The sequence below is a fragment of the Paenibacillus soyae genome, from assembly GCF_024623455.1.
GTDB classification, from domain to species: Bacteria; Bacillota; Bacilli; order Paenibacillales; family Paenibacillaceae; genus Pristimantibacillus; species Pristimantibacillus soyae.
This window is the reverse complement of record NZ_JANIPJ010000016.1, coordinates 121,278-138,574: the sequence shown is the minus strand read 5'-3', so window position 1 is coordinate 138,574 and position 17,297 is coordinate 121,278. Positions and strand designations below refer to the sequence as shown.

Annotated in this window: 17 protein-coding genes; all 17 read right to left on the bottom strand. The window is 57.2% G+C overall.

Translation table 11 applies throughout. The annotated features are described in order from the left end of the window. Window positions 1-8: 8 nt before the first annotated feature. The gene (locus NQZ67_RS20890; RefSeq protein ID WP_257449676.1) at window positions 9-1,235 is read right to left on the bottom strand and encodes an MFS transporter; all 1,227 of its coding nucleotides are present in this window, start codon (window positions 1,233-1,235) and stop codon (window positions 9-11) included. Beyond that, window positions 1,225-2,166, bottom strand: a complete 942-nt coding sequence (locus NQZ67_RS20885) for a transketolase family protein (protein WP_257449674.1) — start codon at window positions 2,164-2,166, stop codon at window positions 1,225-1,227. The genes NQZ67_RS20890 and NQZ67_RS20885 overlap by 11 nt, the downstream gene beginning before the upstream one ends. Continuing rightward, window positions 2,163-2,972 (bottom strand): thiamine pyrophosphate-binding protein, encoded by an 810-nt coding sequence (locus NQZ67_RS20880; protein WP_257449672.1) that lies wholly within the window; start codon window positions 2,970-2,972, stop codon window positions 2,163-2,165. The genes NQZ67_RS20885 and NQZ67_RS20880 overlap by 4 nt, the downstream gene beginning before the upstream one ends. Next, a complete protein-coding gene (locus NQZ67_RS20875; RefSeq protein ID WP_257449669.1) occupies window positions 2,973-4,820 on the bottom strand; it encodes a M20/M25/M40 family metallo-hydrolase in 1,848 nt (615 codons plus the stop codon). It abuts the gene before it with no gap. Beyond that, complete coding sequence (gene argC / locus NQZ67_RS20870) at window positions 4,820-5,869, bottom strand: N-acetyl-gamma-glutamyl-phosphate reductase (RefSeq protein ID WP_257449667.1); 1,050 nt, start codon at window positions 5,867-5,869, stop codon at window positions 4,820-4,822. The genes NQZ67_RS20875 and argC overlap by 1 nt, the downstream gene beginning before the upstream one ends. Continuing rightward, window positions 5,866-7,188: a DegT/DnrJ/EryC1/StrS aminotransferase family protein gene (locus tag NQZ67_RS20865; protein WP_257449665.1), complete on the bottom strand. Its 1,323-nt coding sequence runs from the start codon at window positions 7,186-7,188 to the stop codon at window positions 5,866-5,868. Before NQZ67_RS20865 ends, argC begins: the two co-directional genes overlap by 4 nt. Next, entirely contained in the window at window positions 7,188-7,847 is a 660-nt protein-coding gene (locus NQZ67_RS20860) for a degT/DnrJ/EryC1/StrS aminotransferase (RefSeq protein WP_257449662.1), read from the bottom strand. The genes NQZ67_RS20865 and NQZ67_RS20860 overlap by 1 nt, the downstream gene beginning before the upstream one ends. A gap of 24 nt (window positions 7,848-7,871) precedes the next feature. Further along, window positions 7,872-8,765: a RimK family alpha-L-glutamate ligase gene (locus NQZ67_RS20855; protein WP_257449660.1), complete on the bottom strand. Its 894-nt coding sequence runs from the start codon at window positions 8,763-8,765 to the stop codon at window positions 7,872-7,874. Window positions 8,766-8,776: 11 nt separating this feature from the next. Then, window positions 8,777-8,950: a lysine biosynthesis protein LysW gene (locus NQZ67_RS20850; protein WP_119598416.1), complete on the bottom strand. Its 174-nt coding sequence runs from the start codon at window positions 8,948-8,950 to the stop codon at window positions 8,777-8,779. 137 nt (window positions 8,951-9,087) lie between these two features. Continuing rightward, window positions 9,088-10,737 carry an ABC transporter substrate-binding protein gene (locus tag NQZ67_RS20845; RefSeq protein WP_257449655.1) on the bottom strand — a complete coding sequence of 550 codons (1,650 nt, stop codon included), beginning with the start codon at window positions 10,735-10,737 and terminating at the stop codon, window positions 9,088-9,090. Window positions 10,738-10,795: 58 nt separating this feature from the next. Further along, on the bottom strand, window positions 10,796-11,677 hold the full coding sequence (locus NQZ67_RS20840) for an ABC transporter permease (protein ID WP_257449652.1): 882 nt from the start codon (window positions 11,675-11,677) through the stop codon (window positions 10,796-10,798). 15 nt (window positions 11,678-11,692) lie between these two features. Further along, window positions 11,693-12,643 (bottom strand): ABC transporter permease, encoded by a 951-nt coding sequence (locus NQZ67_RS20835; RefSeq protein WP_257449651.1) that lies wholly within the window; start codon window positions 12,641-12,643, stop codon window positions 11,693-11,695. A gap of 27 nt (window positions 12,644-12,670) precedes the next feature. Continuing rightward, window positions 12,671-13,657, bottom strand: coding sequence for an ABC transporter ATP-binding protein (locus NQZ67_RS20830; RefSeq protein WP_257449650.1), 987 nt, complete (start codon window positions 13,655-13,657; stop codon window positions 12,671-12,673). Next, a complete protein-coding gene (locus NQZ67_RS20825; protein ID WP_257449649.1) occupies window positions 13,654-14,673 on the bottom strand; it encodes an ABC transporter ATP-binding protein in 1,020 nt (339 codons plus the stop codon). The genes NQZ67_RS20830 and NQZ67_RS20825 overlap by 4 nt, the downstream gene beginning before the upstream one ends. 243 nt (window positions 14,674-14,916) lie before the next feature. Then, a complete protein-coding gene (locus tag NQZ67_RS20820) occupies window positions 14,917-16,251 on the bottom strand; it encodes an LLM class flavin-dependent oxidoreductase (protein WP_257449648.1) in 1,335 nt (444 codons plus the stop codon). Beyond that, on the bottom strand, window positions 16,248-16,790 hold the full coding sequence (locus NQZ67_RS20815) for a GNAT family N-acetyltransferase (RefSeq protein ID WP_257449647.1): 543 nt from the start codon (window positions 16,788-16,790) through the stop codon (window positions 16,248-16,250). The genes NQZ67_RS20820 and NQZ67_RS20815 overlap by 4 nt, the downstream gene beginning before the upstream one ends. Next, window positions 16,787-17,266, bottom strand: coding sequence for a DinB family protein (locus NQZ67_RS20810; protein ID WP_257449779.1), 480 nt, complete (start codon window positions 17,264-17,266; stop codon window positions 16,787-16,789). The genes NQZ67_RS20815 and NQZ67_RS20810 overlap by 4 nt, the downstream gene beginning before the upstream one ends. Window positions 17,267-17,297 lie beyond the last annotated feature (31 nt).

Here is a 17,297-nt window from a genome sequence, read left to right as displayed (position 1 = left end):
CTCACCTCTCATAAGTTTTGCTGCGCCTCTATCGTTTGTTTCTGCGCCGACTTGCTGTTCAGTACGTAATAGACGATCAGTCCGGCGAACATCAAGCCTGCCATCAGTATAAATCCGAGTCCGGGCGAGTACCGGTCGATGAGGACGCCAAGCCCCGTGGCCGAGACGGTCTGCAGCAGCAAGGAAATGCCCATCCAGACCGAGGTCGCGCGCCCCATATACGATTTCGAGACCGATTCCATGAGCGTTGTCGTGATCAGTATGCGCAGCGAGGAATTGGTCAGACCGATGAGCACGCAGCCGATGTAGAGCAGAATGACGGTCGAATTAAAGGCGATAGCCACGAGATTCAATACGGATACGAGGAAAATGATCAGAATCGTCCCGTGCTGCGACAGCCTTCTCGCTAGCGGCGCAGCCAAAAAGCCGGACAGCAATCCTCCTATCCCGTAGCACATATCCGACAATCCGAATACGACCGAATCCCCTCGAACCGACGTGCTGACATAACCCGGCAGCACTACGTTGAATACCATCGTCGTCACGAGCGGAATGATGGACACGATGCCGAGTACGAATAAAGAAGGCCTCTCCGCCAAATATTGAATGCCCGCCTTAAACGATTCGAAGAACGAGGCTTCCGCTTGCTCGACCGTCATGGCCGAATAGGAAATTCGGCCGAGGAAGAGGCTGCTTACGAGAAAAGCCGCGGCGTTCAACAACAGAATCGCTTCAAAGCCGATGTATTTGTACAGGAAGCCGGACAGTCCTCCAGCCATGAACATGCCGACCTGCAGGCTGATCTCGATCAAGGAATTGCCGTGGATCAGCTCTTTCTCGGGCAGCAGCTCCTGCACGAGGCTGCGCGAAGCCGACATGTAGAGCGCCCATCCCATGCCGTTGACCACGGCAAACGCGTACAAATATTCAACGTGGAATCCGGTTCCCAAGAAGGCGCCCGCAATCAGCAGCAAAGCGGCGGCCCTTACGACGTTCGCCCAAAGCAGAATGGTCTTCCGATTCCATTTATCGACGAACGTTCCTGCGAATGCGGATATGAGAAATCCGGCAATCACATTAAGAGAGAGCATAAGCCCGACGGCGGTCATCGAACCCGTCCGGTCCATCAGATACCAATTGGCGCCGATCGTGCTCATGCCCACGCCGAAGCCGGATATGATGTCCGCGATAAAATAGTTGCGAAACCTGTTCGTCTTCAGCACGCTAAATACCATCCGGACCTCCTAATAGGGACTGGATTTGCCGCCGCAGCGGTTCCAAGCCAAAACCTAAATCGGCAAGCACTTCCGCATGCGTCCCCCCGTAAGTCGGCCACCGTTCTCCGCAGTTATGGGAATAAACCGGATGCTCGGGCATTAGCAATGCCAGATAGGAAGCCGTACCGCCTGTCGCCCGATGCTCCTCGACGACGAGGAAACGATCGGCTAATGTCTTTAACGGCTCCACGTAAGCTTTCAAGCTTTGACTATCGACGTAGCACGCATGAGCGTGCGCGACGAATTCGTATTCCTCGGTCAGCTTCTTGCATAGCTCCGTTGCTTGTTCCCCGACGGAAATCAGGCAAAGACTTGCCCGGGCATCCGTTGCCCTGTCTTCTACAAGCAGATCCCTGCAAGATCGTTCCGAGGCGCGCGGCAAGCTTTCGAACGCGTCATTGCGGGACAGACGAATATAATACGGTTCCGCGGATGCGGCCGCTTCCCGGATGACCCTCCTCGTCTCCTCTTCCCCATGCGGACATGCCATCCGGATATTTTGGAAGGACTGGATGACCGCGATGTCCTCCAGGGCATGATGGGTCGTTCCGAACCATCCGCCCGACACGCCGCCGTATGGAGCGACGAGCTTCACATTTTTCCCCATGTAGCCCATCGACAGCTTCACGCTCTCCGATGCTCGCAATGCCGCAAAAGCGGCAAACGTCGAGATGAAGGGGACATAACCCGCTTCGGCGAGCCCTGCCGCGATGTCGACGCCGGCGAGCTCCGCGATGCCGAGATTGAGGAACCGATCCGGATGCCGGCTCTGGAACGGATGGTTTTTGCCCCCTAGATCCGCCTCGAGGCAAATAATTCGTTCCTCGGTTTCCGCGAGCTGGGCGAGCTCGTCTTTATAGGCGTCCCTGCCTGATAACGCCGTCGTCACGATAGGTTCACCTTCCATCTTTTCGCCAAATTGGCGGGAATTTTGGCGTAATGCGCATCCGGATTCCCTTCGAAGGCGGCAACGCCTTTTCCTTTGACCGTCCGGGCTAGGACGGCAAGCGGCTTCTCCTTGTCCGGCGTAATAGCGGAGAAGATGGCGTCATGACGGTGACCGTCAATCTCCCGGACGGCGAACCCGAACGCCTCGAACCGTTCCTTCAGATTGCGGATCGGCGAAATATCGTCAACGTATCCGTCGTTCTGCCCGCCGTTGCAATCGACGATATAGACGAAATTCGTAAGCGACCGCGCCTGGGCGATCTGGGCCGTCTCCCAGACGAGCCCTTCCTGCAGCTCCCCGTCTCCCCCGATCGCGATGCCAAGCCCTCCGGTGCCTTGCAGCTTTTGCGCCAGCGCCCAGCCCGCCGCGTAAGCGACGCCATGCCCCAAGCTGCCCGTCGCGAAAGGAATGCCGGGAAGCTTATGGTTCGGATGCCCCGTATAGAGCGAGCCTTGCTTGCCGTAGCTTTCCGCCGGATTGGAAGGCAATTTCCCATGGACGTATAGCGCGGCGTAGAGAGCCGCCGCCGCATGCCCCTTGCTCAGGATGACGGAGGTATTCTTGTCATGGCCGTACTTCGCATAGGCGACGACCAATAGATCGATAGCCGACAGACTGCCTCCGACGTGGCAGCCGGTTGGCGTGGCCGCCATGTCGAGAATCAGCTTCCTTGCCTCTGTTGCCCGATCGGCCATTGACGGAATCGGAAGGTCCCGTTCGCTATATGCAGGTATCGATTGCTCCATTTAATCCTCCGTTCGTAACCGGAACCATTCGTTAACGGCTTCTCTCAGAATGGCTCGCGAAGATTCGACTTCCCCATAGCGCAAGTATTCGTCATTCGTGTGATCCAAGCTGGAATCGCCTGGCCCGTAAGCCACCATCGGAACAGTAGTCCATGCCGACGCCAGCGTGTTCATGTCGCTCGTTCCCCGTTTCTTCAAATAGCGAACCGACTTCCCGTGCTTGGCGAAGCTGCGGACGAAAGCTTTCACCAGCGTATCCGAACGCGGATTGGCAAAGCCCGGCGTCGCCCGAAGCACGTCGACCGTCACCGCTTCGCCGAAGGACAAGTCGACCTTGTCCGCGTAGCCGCTGCCGGCTTCCGGCGAAACTCTGAAATTCAATATCGCGGTAACCGTTATATAGCCGCGCTCGTTGCGATGCTCGATGTCGATCAAGGAAGACAAGCCCTGGGGATCGATATCCCGGACTCTCCCGCGAATGTCGGCCGCGACTTGATACAGCTCGTCGATGGCGCTTACGCTGTCCTTCGCCGCCGTATGCTCTTGCGCGCGTCTAATGGTTATCCGCAGCTTGAACAATCCGTAATAGCCTAGAGTCAAGCTGTCTTCGCCGCTTGGCTCGCCGATGATGACCGCGTCCGCACGGTAATGGTCCCGAACGTAATACGCGCCCTTCGAGGACGAGATCTCCTCCTCCACGGCGCCGATGACGAGCAGCGAACCGTTCTCGGGCACGTCCGCTTCCCTCAGCATATGAAGGAAGTTGACGAAGCTGCCTTTGGCGTCCACGACGCCTCTTCCGGCAAGACCGCCATCGTCCGAACGTACCGGCCACACGTATGGCACCGTGTCGAGATGGCCCAGGAGCAGCAGCGTATGAGGACCGCTGCCTCTGCGGAACACGATGTTGCCGGCTTCGTCGACGCGACCGGTCACCGACGGATCTTCGATCTCCTCGAGCAAGAACCGGGCAAGCTCGTGTTCGTCCTCGGAAACGGACGGAATGCGGGCAACCTTGTTCAGCAGCTCGAAGGCGGCTAGCCCGCGCTCCGCTTGCCAGAACCATGTCCGGCCGCCGCGTTCCAGCGAATGAGGACCTGATATGTTCACGTCGCAGACTCCTTGGCCGGCAGCCAGCCTTGCCGCCCTTACCTTCTGCTTCATGCGTCCCTGGACGGATGGAAGCTCTTCGTCCCCGTACACATCCGCAATGGTCGAGCCTTCGTCTCCGATATCCCGCAATAGCCCTGCCGTGCCGGTCACGAAGCGTAGATGATGCGCTTCGAGCTCGACCGCAAGCTCGGCAGCCAGAACGTCGGCGTCGATATTAATGTACGATTCGAGCTCGGGGTCCCAGATCGGAGGCGTCAAGCATACGATATCGAAGTTTTTCAGAGCGTCATGCAGGAACGAGGAATGGCTGCCCGTATATTGCCCGAATAACGAATCCCGCACGATAACGGTTTTCTGGCCTTGGATCGCCTTTATCGGCTTCGCCTTTCTGCCTTGTACAAGCCCGTTGTCGCCGCCAAGCTGCGCAAATACGCTAAGCCCTTGTTCCTTCAATCGCTCCCGGACCGGCGACAATATATTTTCGTAATAAGCGTCGCGGATATAAGGCATCTCCTCCGGAGAGCAATAGCGTACTTCGTCGCCGGACGGCAGCGTCAAGAAGGGCATCGGCCGCGACAGGTCCTCGTACTTCCGGCGTATCGCCTCCGCTCCGCCCGCGACGAGCAGCACTTGATTCCCTCTGCGCGAGATGCGGCCAATCTCCTCGAAGATGCGTGGATGATGGACGATGGTACTGCTGCCAAGTTTGATGACATATAAATTTCCTCTGCTCATTATGGCCACGCTCCTTCCCCTTCCCGGGGCAAGCCTTCTTCCTCGGGAAATCCGAAATACAGATTGGCCGCCTGAACCGCTTGGCCTGCCGCTCCCTTGAGCAGGTTATCGATCGTCGCCAAGGAAACGCAGTTTCGGCCATCCACGTAAGCTCCGATCTCCGCGAAGTTCGTCCCGTTTACCGTCTTGATCATGGGCGTGCCGCTGCCGGCCGGGAGAAAGTGAAGGAACGGCTTGGCGCCATAGGCGCCGTAGAACGCTTTTCTCACATCGACGGGGGTAACGCCCTCCTTGAGCAAGGAATACGAGGTCGCCATAATGCCCCGCGGCAAATCGAGGCTGTATACCGAAAATTGAAGATCGACGGTACGCGCCAAATGATAGGACAGCGCATGTTCGATTTCCGGCTTATGCCGGTGGCCGTGCACTTTGTATGCCCGGAAGTTGTTCGTGCGTTCGGCATGATGCTCGCCCGCCTGCTTCCCCCCGCCGCTTGAGCCCGTCTTGGCGTCCGTAATGACGCGTCCCTCGATCAGGTCATGCGCCACGAGCGGATACAACGTATAGATCGTCGCCACCGCCATGCATCCCGGCAAATTCACGACCTTCTTGCTCCGGTCGATCTCGCTGAATTCGGGTACGAAATAATGCCAGCCGCCTTCGAAATCATGCTTCAGCGTATCCGGGTAATGCCGCTGCAATAGCGCGGTGTCGGCAAGCCGATAGTCGCCGCTCACGTTGAAGATGTAATCCGCATGCTCGGCGACCCGCCGGATGATCTTCGGCAATTCGCCCGTTGGCAGGCATGAGAATACCGCGTCGTAATGGCCTTCCAGCTCGGAGACCCGGCTGAACTTCAATCCCCCCGGCTTCTTCCTGTGAACCGAACCCGCGTAATATTTGTCCACCGGAAGGCCGGCGTTCGACTCCGAAGAAATAAACGTCACTTCGAAGCCGGGATGCCTGCGAAGCAGCCTGTACAACTCGGCGCCGGTGAACCCGCTGCCGCCGAGAATGGCCGCTTTCTTCCGTTGCGCCGCGCCGCTCATCCTAACCTCGCGTCTCTTTCGTAGACGACCTTCAAATCGCCGCTTCTCTTCGCGAGCTCGCGTATCTTATCCGGGTTCGCGTCGACCTTCTTGAATGCCAGCGCGTAAGCCTGAATCCGCTCGTATTCGATCGGCGTCCGGAGCTCCCTGCAGATCGTGAGCGTGCTGCGAAGCATCTTCAGCGTCTCGGGGAACCGGTTCAGATCGTAACCGAAATCCTGCCGATCCGACAGCGAGAACGGATAGCCGTTGCCGAAGCCTCTCCTGTTCTTGAACGGGAGATGGCCGGGAATCGGCACGTTCTGCCATTCCCTCGCGAAGACGCCTTCCGCTTGGATGAGCTGCTCGACCGCGTGTTTGACCCGGTAATCCTCCAGATCCCCAAGCCCGAGACGCTCCGGCGACAGCTTAACGCGATACATATTGTAGCTGTGCTTATAGCCTTCCGGGACGAGCGGTCCGCTGAACAGCTTCGTTTCCTTGAGCGCGTTCGTCAAATAAGCGGCGTTTCGTGCGCGGATCGCATCGTAATAAGGCAGCCGCTCAAGCTGGCTTAGCCCGAAAGCCGCGGCGATCCATGACATGCGGTAATCGATGCCCGACGAATCCAGGAACGCGAGCGCGCGCCGGTAGTCCTCCTTCTCCCGGAAAAACGCGATGCCGCCTTCGCCGCCGACGGGGAAGTTTTTGTCCGCCATCAGGCTCTGCCCCGCGCCGTCCCCGATCGAGCCGGCCACTCTGCCGTCAATCGATGCGGAATGGGCGTGAGAGGCATCCTCGACCAGCCGCAGCGAATGTTTATCCGCCAGTTGACGCAAGGCTTGCAAGTCGGCCGGCAAGCCGTGCACATGAACGGGCATGATCGCTTTCGTCTTGCCGGTGATCGCTTCCTCTACCTTCAAAGGATCGAGGCAATACGTGACGGGATCGATATCCACGAATATCGGAATCGCTTTGGCGGCAACGACCGCTTGAGCAGTTGCAATAAACGTGAATGCGGGCACAATGACTTCGTCTCCGGGCTGCACCCCAACTCCGACAAGGGCTAAGTGTAGACTCGATGTGCCGCTGGAGGTGGCAATGGCGTAATTGGCGCCCACGTAGCCGCGGTACGTTTCCCGAAACTCCTCGACGACGCTTTCGCCGTCTTGTTGGATGGAGACGAGCATTTGGATAACGTCTTCTTTCGTAATAATGGGAAAATTAGTCCTGCGGACGTCTTCGGGAATGATGGACGGTCCTCCGTCGATCGCGAGCGGAGACCGGATCCATTCCTCGTCGGGCAGCTGCAGCGGTTTGCGGATAAAATCGGTTTTCATTAGGCCGGCTTCCTCCTTAATAACGAAATCTTGACGCATGCCGCCACGAGCGGGCTCAGCCTGTAATTGAATTGGACGGCCGGCTGAAGCTCCGGCTCGCTCTCCTCCTGCGTCCACATCGTCTGCAGGTCGAAGGCGCCGAATATTTTGAGCCGCTCCGCTTTTTTCCAGACCAGCTCGTCATTCGTCGCGATCGCGGCGACCGGGCCAAAGCCCAGTCCCGTAAAATCGAGGACGAGGACGGGCGCCTGCCCGGCGGAGCTTCGAGCCTCCTGCTCTAACCGGTGGAGATTATGACCGTCCACCGCAATGGCGGAATAAGCGATTTCCGCATAGGGATCCGTCGTGAGCTGAATGCCAAGCCACTTAGCGAACTTCCTTTCCTGCTCGCCGGCGTGCTCGAGACGCGCCGACGAACCGTAGCCGATGTCCTGCCCCCAGAATGCTCCATGCACCGCGCCCGTAAAGCTATTAAGCAAAGAAACGTATTGGGTATTCGTGAGTTTGGCAATCGCCTTCTCCAGTCCTTTTAACTCATGGTCGTTTTTTTCGATGCTCATGATAACGCCCGAATTCAGCACTCTGGACAAAACAAACGATAATGAAAAATAATGCTCCTTCGCGATCGGCGCCTCCGGTTTCGTTAATGTATCTCCCATCCGTAAATGATTCCTCCCCGCATTCTATGAATGAACCGTAACGTTTACCTTATTTGTCCTGCCGATCTTCTCCTTTACGTATTCGGCGATATGATAGGCGACATCGACGCCGTGCACCTTCCACGATTTCGCGAATTCCGGATTCTGATTCACTTCGCATACGACATATCGAAGCTGCCCATAATCGAAAAACAAATCGGCGCCGTAAATCCCTTCTCCTAATACGTCGACCAAATCCCCGCAAATCGCGGCGATTTCGCCGTTAATCTCGATCGGTTCGATTTCCGCTCCCAGATGCGTATTCGTCTTCCAATTTTCAGCCGATACCCGGCGAAAAGCAGCAATCGGCTTGCGACCGACTATCACGACGCGAATGTCGTAATCGCCTTTCTCCACGTATTCCTGCACAAGGACGGGGAACGATTGATGGCTCGGATCAACGGATTCCCTCGCGGCAATCCATCCGTCCAGGCATTCCTTTCCCGTCATCCTTGCGATTCCCCGCCCCCATGAAGACGTTGCGGGTTTAATGACACATAGATCCCCGAAGTCCGAAAGCGCATCGTATAACTTCGCCGGGGTGAAGGCGACTTGGTAGCGAGGCTGCGGAATGCCGTGTTTTTCGAAGACGATCGCCTGATGGATTTTATTCGTGCAAATGGCGATGGCTTTGGCCGAATTCAACGTTTCATATCCGGCAAGCTCGAGAAGCTGGGTGCGGCTCAGCGCGTTCTTTTGGGACAGGCACCGAATGAGAGCAAGCCCGTATGGCGGGACGCCGCCCCCTCCGACAGGAAGATCCATGGAGTCCAAATTCACTTGAACGCGGATGCCGAGCCGGCTAAGATGTTCGACGATAAGCTGCTCTTCTTCCCTAAGCTTCGTGACGCACAACAGAATGGCGCTCTGGTTCTCCATGTTCTCTACACCTACTCTCCCCAAGTTTCTTCGATTTCGGGTGCCAAAGCGATCGTAACGCGGCTTGCTTCAACCTGGACCTCGTGCTCCTGGCCGCAGGAATCGCATTCCACGATTTCTCCCGTGGTCGCCCGCTCTTCCACCTCAATGTCCGACTTGCATACGAGACAGCTAAGTTCTGCCATTCTCCTTGCACCTCCTAATGGAATTGGTAATGATTTATATAAAGTATGTGTTCAAAAGGCCCAGACTTCCCGATACGCTTCGTGATCAAAGGCGGGCTTTTTGAACAACCTCTATAACGGAATGAATCCCTTATAACTTACTTGACGGTCAAGTCCCATTCGTTCACGTTGTTGAACGTGCCGAGGTTCAGCGGTCTGCCTCCGAGCACTTCCTTCGATACGACTTGCAGCCTCTTCTCGGAATAAACGGCGAGCGTCGGCACGTCCTCGTGCAGCACCTCCTGAAGACGGTCGTAAATCTCGTGGCGCTTCGCTTCGTCGATTTCTTGCTCGCCTTGGGCGATTAATTCGTCGACGACCGGATTGTTGTACCGGATGACGCTTTCGGGGTCGTCGCTTTTGTAGGTCGTGAAGTAAAGGCTGGGCTCGATGTAATAATCCCTTGTGAAAATCGTGATATCGTGTTCGCCTTTTTCGACTTTATCGATAAGCGTAGGAAAATCGTATTTTTGGACATCGATTTTAAGCCCAACGGCTTCCAAATTTTGCACCAAAATATCGGCAGCCTGTTCGCGGACTTTGTTGCCGACCGGAATGAGGAACGCAAGCTTCCGGTTCGGGTCCCAGCCGGCTTCCTGCAGCAGCTGCTTCGCTTTCTCCGGATCGTAAGAATAAGGCGCGATGTCCTTGTTGAAGTAAGGATGCCCGCTTGGGATGCCGCCGTCGATAATTTCCGCTTGGCCCTTGAGCAGCTGCTCCACGATAAGCGGGCGGTTCAGGGCATAAGCGATCGCTTGACGGACTTTCTTATCCGGCAGCTTCTCGATATTGAAGAATAACTCGGCCGGTTCCGAGGCTGCAGCGGATGTCACGTTGACGTTGTCGAAGCTTTTCACTTTGTCGTAATCCGTAATCGGGACGAGTCCGACAGGCAGCGAATTCATATGAACTTCACCCGTCTGCAGCTGGGCAACCAGATTAGCCGCCGGCAGCACCTTAATGAAGATCGTATCGATCTTCGGAGCGCCTAAGTAGTACTGATCGTTTTTGGTCACTTCGACATATTGTCCTTGCTCGTAAGCGGCGAATCGGTATGGTCCGTTCGTGACTTCCGGCTTCTGGAAATAGGGATGGGTCGACAGTTGTTCGGGATTCACGTCTTTCAACAGATGCTCCGGCAAATAATAAACCTTCGCGCCGAATCGTTCGTTGAAGACGAGCGGATCGATCGGCGTCTTGGCTTTGATCTCGAACGTATGCGGGTCGATGATGCGGAGTCCCGCGATTTCCGTAACGCCCTCCTCCAGCTTGCCGAAGTCGTTCAGCCCTTCGATGAAGCTCAGCTTGAACGAAGTTTCGACCTTGGGATGAAGCGCGAGCTTCAGCGTGAATGCGACATCCGCCGTCGTGAACGGCGTCCCGTCGTTCCACTTGGCATCCGGACGCAGCTTGACGGTGAACGTCTGCTTATCCGTCGTTTCGATCGATTCCGCCAGCTTAGGGACGAACTCGGCCGAATCCGTCACGTCGAGCAGCGCGTCGTTAAGCAACCCGATCGGGGCCAGCGATGCCGAATTGTCTTGCGTGTTAATCTGGTTTAACGTGACCGGCGCGTTGACGATGCCGATCGTCAGCTTCTTCTCGGCTTGCGCCTCCTCTGTCGTCGCTTGCGGCTTCGGCTCGGCCGGAGCGCCTTCGTTCGCGTCGTTCGATTGGCTGCAAGCCGCTATCAAGAGGGTCGCAATGGCCGAAGCAATCAACAGGCCCATTCGTTTGTATCGTTTCATCCTTTTCCCACTCCTTCTATCTTCCTTCTCTATTTAGCGAAACATGATCGACCGCCGATTACGCCCTCGCGTCGAGCGCGTCGCGCAGCCCGTCTCCGACGAAGTTGACGGCGAGTACCGCAATAAGAATCATGCACCCCGCCGGCATCCAAAGCCATTGCTGCTCGGTCAATACGGTCAGGGACTGCGCGTCGTGGAGCATATTGCCGAGGCTCGCCTGCGGCGACTTCACTCCCATGCCGAGAAAGCTGAGTCCGGCTTCGCTTAGGATCGTCCCGGCTACGCCGAATGTCGCGCTCACGATAATGGGGCCGATGATTGTCGGCAGCATATGGCGGAGCAGAATGCGCGGCGCGCGGAACCCGAGCGCGACGCCCGCTTTGATGTAATCCAGCTCCTTCGCGGCCAATACGCTTCCCCGCACAAGCATGGCGACCGTGGGCCACTTGAATAAAGCGAGCACGATCATGATCGTGGCCATATCTGCTCCCAGCACACTGACGATCACGAGCACGACCAGCATGTAAGGGAAGCTTAAGAAAATATCGGTGATTCTCATGACGCCCATGTCGAGCCATCGGCCGTAATAGCCGGCGGCCATGCCCACGAAAGTCCCGAACGTCACATAGATCGCGACGGTCGCAATGCCGATGAACAGCGAGACGCGGGTTCCGTAGAGCAAGCGGCTTAACACGTCCCGTCCCACTTGATCGGTACCCAGCCAGTGGTCAGCCGAGGGCTTGGCGCCGAACGCGTTCATGACTTCATTCGGCGGATAAGGCGCAAGCCACGGAGCGAACAGGGCGATCAGGACCAGCAGTATCGTGACGGCCAGCCCCCAAACCGCAGGCTTGTGCCGGAGAAACCTCCGGCTAACCTGCCGGACGTAACCTTCGATCCTTGTATTCGGCTGTTCCCAAGGCAGCGTTGTCGCAGACATCGATGCTTCCTCCCGTCATCCGTAAGTAATGCGCGGATCGGCTGCGGCATACAGCATATCCGTCAATAAATTGGTCAGCAGCACGACGCATGCCGCTATGAGGTTCAGTCCCATAAGTATCGGGTAATCGCGCGACAGGATGGCTTCCATCGTCAGCTGGCCGATGCCCGGCCATTGGAACACTTGCTCGATGACAATGCTGCCGCCGAGCAGCAGAGGGATCTCCGCCCCGACTACGGCAATCACAGGAATTAGCGCGTTGCGCAGCGCGTGCTTATTCGTCACCGCGAGTTCCCGCAGTCCCTTCGCCCTTGCCGTGCGCAAGTAATCTTGACCTAATACTTCCAGCATGCTGGCCCGCACATACCGCACCTTCTTGCCCGCGATGGCGGCTCCCAGCACCGTTACCGGCAAGATCATATGCAGAAGGACGTCACCTGCTCCTCCATCTCCGCCTAAGGTCGTCATGCCGCCGGTCGGCAGCCATTTCAACTGTATGCCCGCCACGTAGATGAGCCCGAGTCCTAAGAAGAATGGCGGAATGGAGATGCCGAGGAAGGTCATTCCCGTCAGGAAATAATCCAGCTTCGAGTTCCGCTTCACGGCGCTGATGACGCCGATCGGTATCGCGATAAGCAATCCGAACAGCAGAGATGCGGCAGCAAGCAGCAAAGTCGGGCCGATTCGCTCTCCAATTAACCGGGAGACGGGGGCATAGCTGCTGAAGGAGTATCCGAGATCGCCTTTGAGGACGCCGCCTAGCCAATTCGCGTATTGCGCGTAAAGCGGATCGTTCAGACCTAGCCTCTCCCGCTTCAGCTCCAGCAGCTCCTTCGGAATATTGGGATTGATCAGCATGTCTACGGGATTGCCGGGCGCCAAATTCATGATGAGGAAGCTGAGTACCGTAATGCCGAAAAAAACGGGAACGGCGATGAACAGCCTCCTGACGATATAAGTGCCCATTTTCTTCGCTTCCTCCCTCTCTTTCTCTCATGCAAGCGGATAATGGCAGGCGACGCCATGCGCGTCATTCGTTAAGCTTGGTTCCTCCGTCCGGCACCGTTCCCGGGCGTACGGACAGCGGGTATGGAACCTGCAGCCTGGCGGCGGGCGCGACGGATCGGGCACGTCTCCGCGGATAATCGGACGATCCATGCCACGGAGCAGAGGATCCGGCGGATGGTATGCGCCGAGCAGCAGCTTCGTGTAAGGATGTCTGGGCTTGCGGAATAGGGACTCCGAAGGGGCCAGCTCCACAATCCGTCCCAAATACATGACGGCGACCCTCGTGCTCACCTGCTTCACGGCGCCGATCCCGTGGGCGATGAACAAGTAAGACAGCTTCAGCTCATCCTGCAAGTCCTGCAGCAGGCCCAGGATTTGCGCCTGAATCGAAACGTCTAGCGCGGACACGGGCTCATCGCACACGATCAGCCTTGGGTTCATCGACAATGCCCTAGCGATGCCGATCCGCTGCTTCTGGCCGCCCGAAAATTCATGCGGATACCGATCAGCCGCGGCACGCGGCAATCCTACCAGCTGAAGCAGCCTTTCTACTTCGGCCTGAACGTCGCCGCGCTTCGCCAATCGATGGGCGATCATCGGCTCCGCCAACGTATCGAATATTCGCAATCTAGGATTAAGAGAGGCATAGGGATCTTGGAAGATCATTTGCATTCGCATCCGGATAGGCCTCAGTTCGCTCTGCGAGGCATTCGTAATGTCCTCGCCTTCGAAGAGAACGCGCCCCGCATGCGGACGCTCCAGCCGGACGACAGAACGGCCGATCGAAGATTTGCCGCAGCCCGATTCGCCGACAAGCCCGAGCGTCTCCCCCTCGTAAAGCGTCAAGCTGACATCATCTACGGCTTTGACGAAACCGGAGGTCTGGCCGAATAACCCTCGGCGAACCGGATAATACGTTTTAAGATTCTCGATCTGCAGCAGCGGCTTCGGCATCGCTTCCCGCGTCGTCATACCGTGATCACCGCCCCCGGGACAGGCTGCCCTTCCGGGGCAAGGCTGGACGTATGGGCAGCCCAGCATCTGACGCTGTGGCGGTCTCCTATCCTTTGCAGCTCCGGATTCTCGAGCCCGCATCGATCGATCGCGTACTGGCAGCGAGGGTGGAAGCGGCATCCTACGGGCATTTCGCGAGGTGAGGGTACCGCTCCCGGGATCGGCTGCGCCCGTCTCCTTGCAGCGCCGTCAATGGCTGGAACCGCTCGAATCAGTCCTTGCGTGTACGGATGCCGCGGATCCCGGAATAAGGCATAGACATCCGCTTCCTCTACAATCTGTCCCGCATACATGACGATGACTCGATCAGCCATTTCCGCTACGACGCCCAGGTCATGGGTGACGAGCAGAACAGCCATGCCGCCTTCCTCCTGCATTTGCTTCATTAGCTGGAGAATTTGCGCTTGTATCGTCACGTCAAGGGCTGTCGTCGGCTCATCCGCGATCAACAGCTTCGGATTTCCCGCCATTGCCATGGCGATCATCACCCTCTGGCGCATGCCTCCGGACAAGGCATGAGGATAATCCTTCGCAACGGCTTCAGCCCTTGCGATGCCGACCTTGTTCAGCAGCCCTACCGCGACCGACTTCGCTTCCTTGCGGCCGCACTTCCGGTGAAGACGCAGACATTCACCGATCTGCTCGCCGATCTTCATGACGGGATTCAGCGACGTCATCGGTTCCTGGAAGATCATCGCGATTTCCTTCCCCCGCAGCCGGCGCATTACCGGTTCTCCGCAACCCGTTATGACACTCCCGTCAAAGCGGATTTCCCCATGGGTAACGGCTCCGTTTGCGCCTAGCAAACCCATAATGGAGAGCGAAGTCACGCTTTTCCCGCAGCCCGACTCCCCGACGAGCGCTATGGTTTCGCCGCGTCCCATCGCGAAGCTGACTTCGTCGACGGCAACGACTTCTTCGCGTTCGGTTCGAAAGGCAACTCGCAGCCGATCGACTTCGAGTAATCGAGCCATGCCTTTCACCCGCCTTCCATTCCTATTGTGAATGAACAATTCTGATAATTCCTACCTGTTTAATAAACTTTGCCTACTAAAAGCATACCTGAACAGGATGCGTTTGGATAATAGAAGAAATCTATTTGCAAATAGAAGAAATCTAAATAGCTCTTAAAATAGGTTCGCACAATGACGATGGCCGCTATCCGCTCGCGGCCCTTCGGCCAACTAACGGACAGCGGCCATCGAAAGGGCGGCATGTCAACTATGCTGTTCGACCGATCGGGAAGCGTACCGGTTCTCCGGAATACGGAGCTCCAAGTGTCCCCGCAGCGTATCCGAATCGTATTCCGTCCGGAAAAGGCCGCGCTCCTGGAGGATCGGCACCACCAGTTCCACGAAATCGCGCAGCGAAGTCGGAATGGGGGAGCTTACGATAAAGCCGTCAGCCGCTTCTTGTTCATGCCATTGCTCGATCAAATCGGCGATTTTCTCGGGCGTGCCGACGAACGGGGTTTTCGGGGACGCGGCCTGCAAAGCGACCTGCCGTAGCGTCAGCTGCTGCTCCTTGGCCGTTCTCTTGATCCGGTCCGTGCTGCTGCGGAAGCTGTTGCTGCCGATGTCGCCCAAGTCGGGGAACGGCTCGTCAAGCGGATAACGGGAGAAATCGTGGTGGTCGAAGAAGCGCCCCAGCACTTGCAGGGCAAGCTCGATGCTTACGAGGCCGGCGAGCTCCTCGTACTTCCGGTCCGCTTCTTCTTGCGTTTGCCCGATGATCGGTCCGATGCCGGGAAGGATGACGATGTCATCCGCCGAACGGCCTGCAGCGACGGCACGGCTTTTGACTTCCTTGTAGAACCGTTTCGCCTCCTCGATATCATCATGACCCGTAAAGACGGCATCCGCGCTTGCCGCCGCCAGCTTAATTCCGCTTTCGGAGGAGCCTGCCTGGAAGACGACCGGCTGGCCTTGCCTCGACCGCGCAATATTAAGCGGCCCCTCGACCGAGAAATAACGGCCGCGGTGGTTCAATCGGTGCATTTTCTCCGGATGGAAGAAAACGCCCGTCTCCTTGTTGCGGACGAACGCGTCATCCTCCCAGGAATCCCATAAGCCGCGAACGACCTCAAGATGCTCCTCCGCGATTTGATAGCGCTCGCCGTGCGATGGATGCTCGATTTTCCCGTAGTTTTTCGCGGATCCTTCGAGCGGGGAAGTGACGATATTCCAACCGGCCCTCCCTCCGCTGATATGGTCAAGGGACGCGAACTGTCTGGCAACGGTGAAAGGCTCGCTATAGGAGCTCGATAACGTGCCGACCAGCCCGATCTTGGACGTGACGCCAGCCAAAGCGGATAAAATAGTGAGCGGCTCGAATCGGTTCAGAAAGTGAGGAATTGATTTTTCGTTAATGTACAAGCCGTCGGCAATAAAGACAAGATCGAACTTTCCGGCTTCGGCAATCTGAGCCTGCTCTTTGTAGAATGGAAAGCTCACGCTCGCGTCGGCGGGGACGTCCGGGTGGCGCCAGGCCGTCACATTCCCTCCCACGCCGTGAATCAAGGCGCCTAATTTAATCGATTTCCGTCTGCTCATCTCGTCCCTCCTATCGAGCGTTCCGTTTCCTTCAGCCGGATGCGGTAGCTCTTCACTACCGAGTCTCCCTTCACGATGTCCTTCTCGCCGGCCCGTTCGAAGCCTAACCGCTCGTAAAGCCGAACGGCGGATTGCATCATATCGTTCGTGTGGAGATGGAGAATGTCGGCTCCCCATGCGAGCGATCGTTCGATGCTCCCCGCAACCAGCGCTGCGGCGATGCCCCTTCCCCGGGCTCTGCGCGTAACGGCGAGCAGGCGCATAATCGGACCGTGAATGTTCAACTCCGGCAAGCCGTATGCGGCAGCCGACGTATCGTACAGATACACGCTCCCGAGAATAACGCCCTCCTCATCGGCAACGAGACGGGTTTTCACGTTGGCGTCCGTCAACGAGAAGGCGATATTCTCCTTATAAGCCTCCCACCGCTCCTTGGGCATCAGCTGTTCGTATTCCGCGTAAGCATCCTCCAGCACCGCTCTTATCGCATCGGTATCCGACGGCTCCGCATCCCGTATGACAACCTTCCGATTCGTCATCCCGCTCCCCCGCTTTCGTGATTCCGGATTCTGGCGATTTGCTGCAAGTGATGCTCCAGATGGGCGACAAAGCCGCGAACGACAGCCGATAACGTGACCGTCTCGCCCTTCGCGTTCGTTCCCGTCTTCTCCCAATCCTCCGGCTCGAGCCGCTGAAACAACAAGCTGTTGTAGTCGAGCAGCGATTTGAAAGCGGCGAGGATGTCGGCGGCATGCCCCTCGTTCGCTTTCTGCCCGGCCACCCAGGCATCTTGGTTGAACGCGGGCAGCCTCGCCTCGGAACGGGCCAAGATTTCCCTAATCCGGAACGATACGATCAGGTTATGATCGGCCAGATGGGCAAGCACCTCCGTTACGCTCCACGAATTCGGAGCGGCCTTCCATCTCAGCCCTTCGTCCGTCAACCCTTCTATGGCCTGCTTCAATTGTTCATGCGTTCGCAAATACGTATGGACATCAATCGCCAATTGGCTCATCGTGTCTCTTTCACCTCTTTCTTCCTTCGTG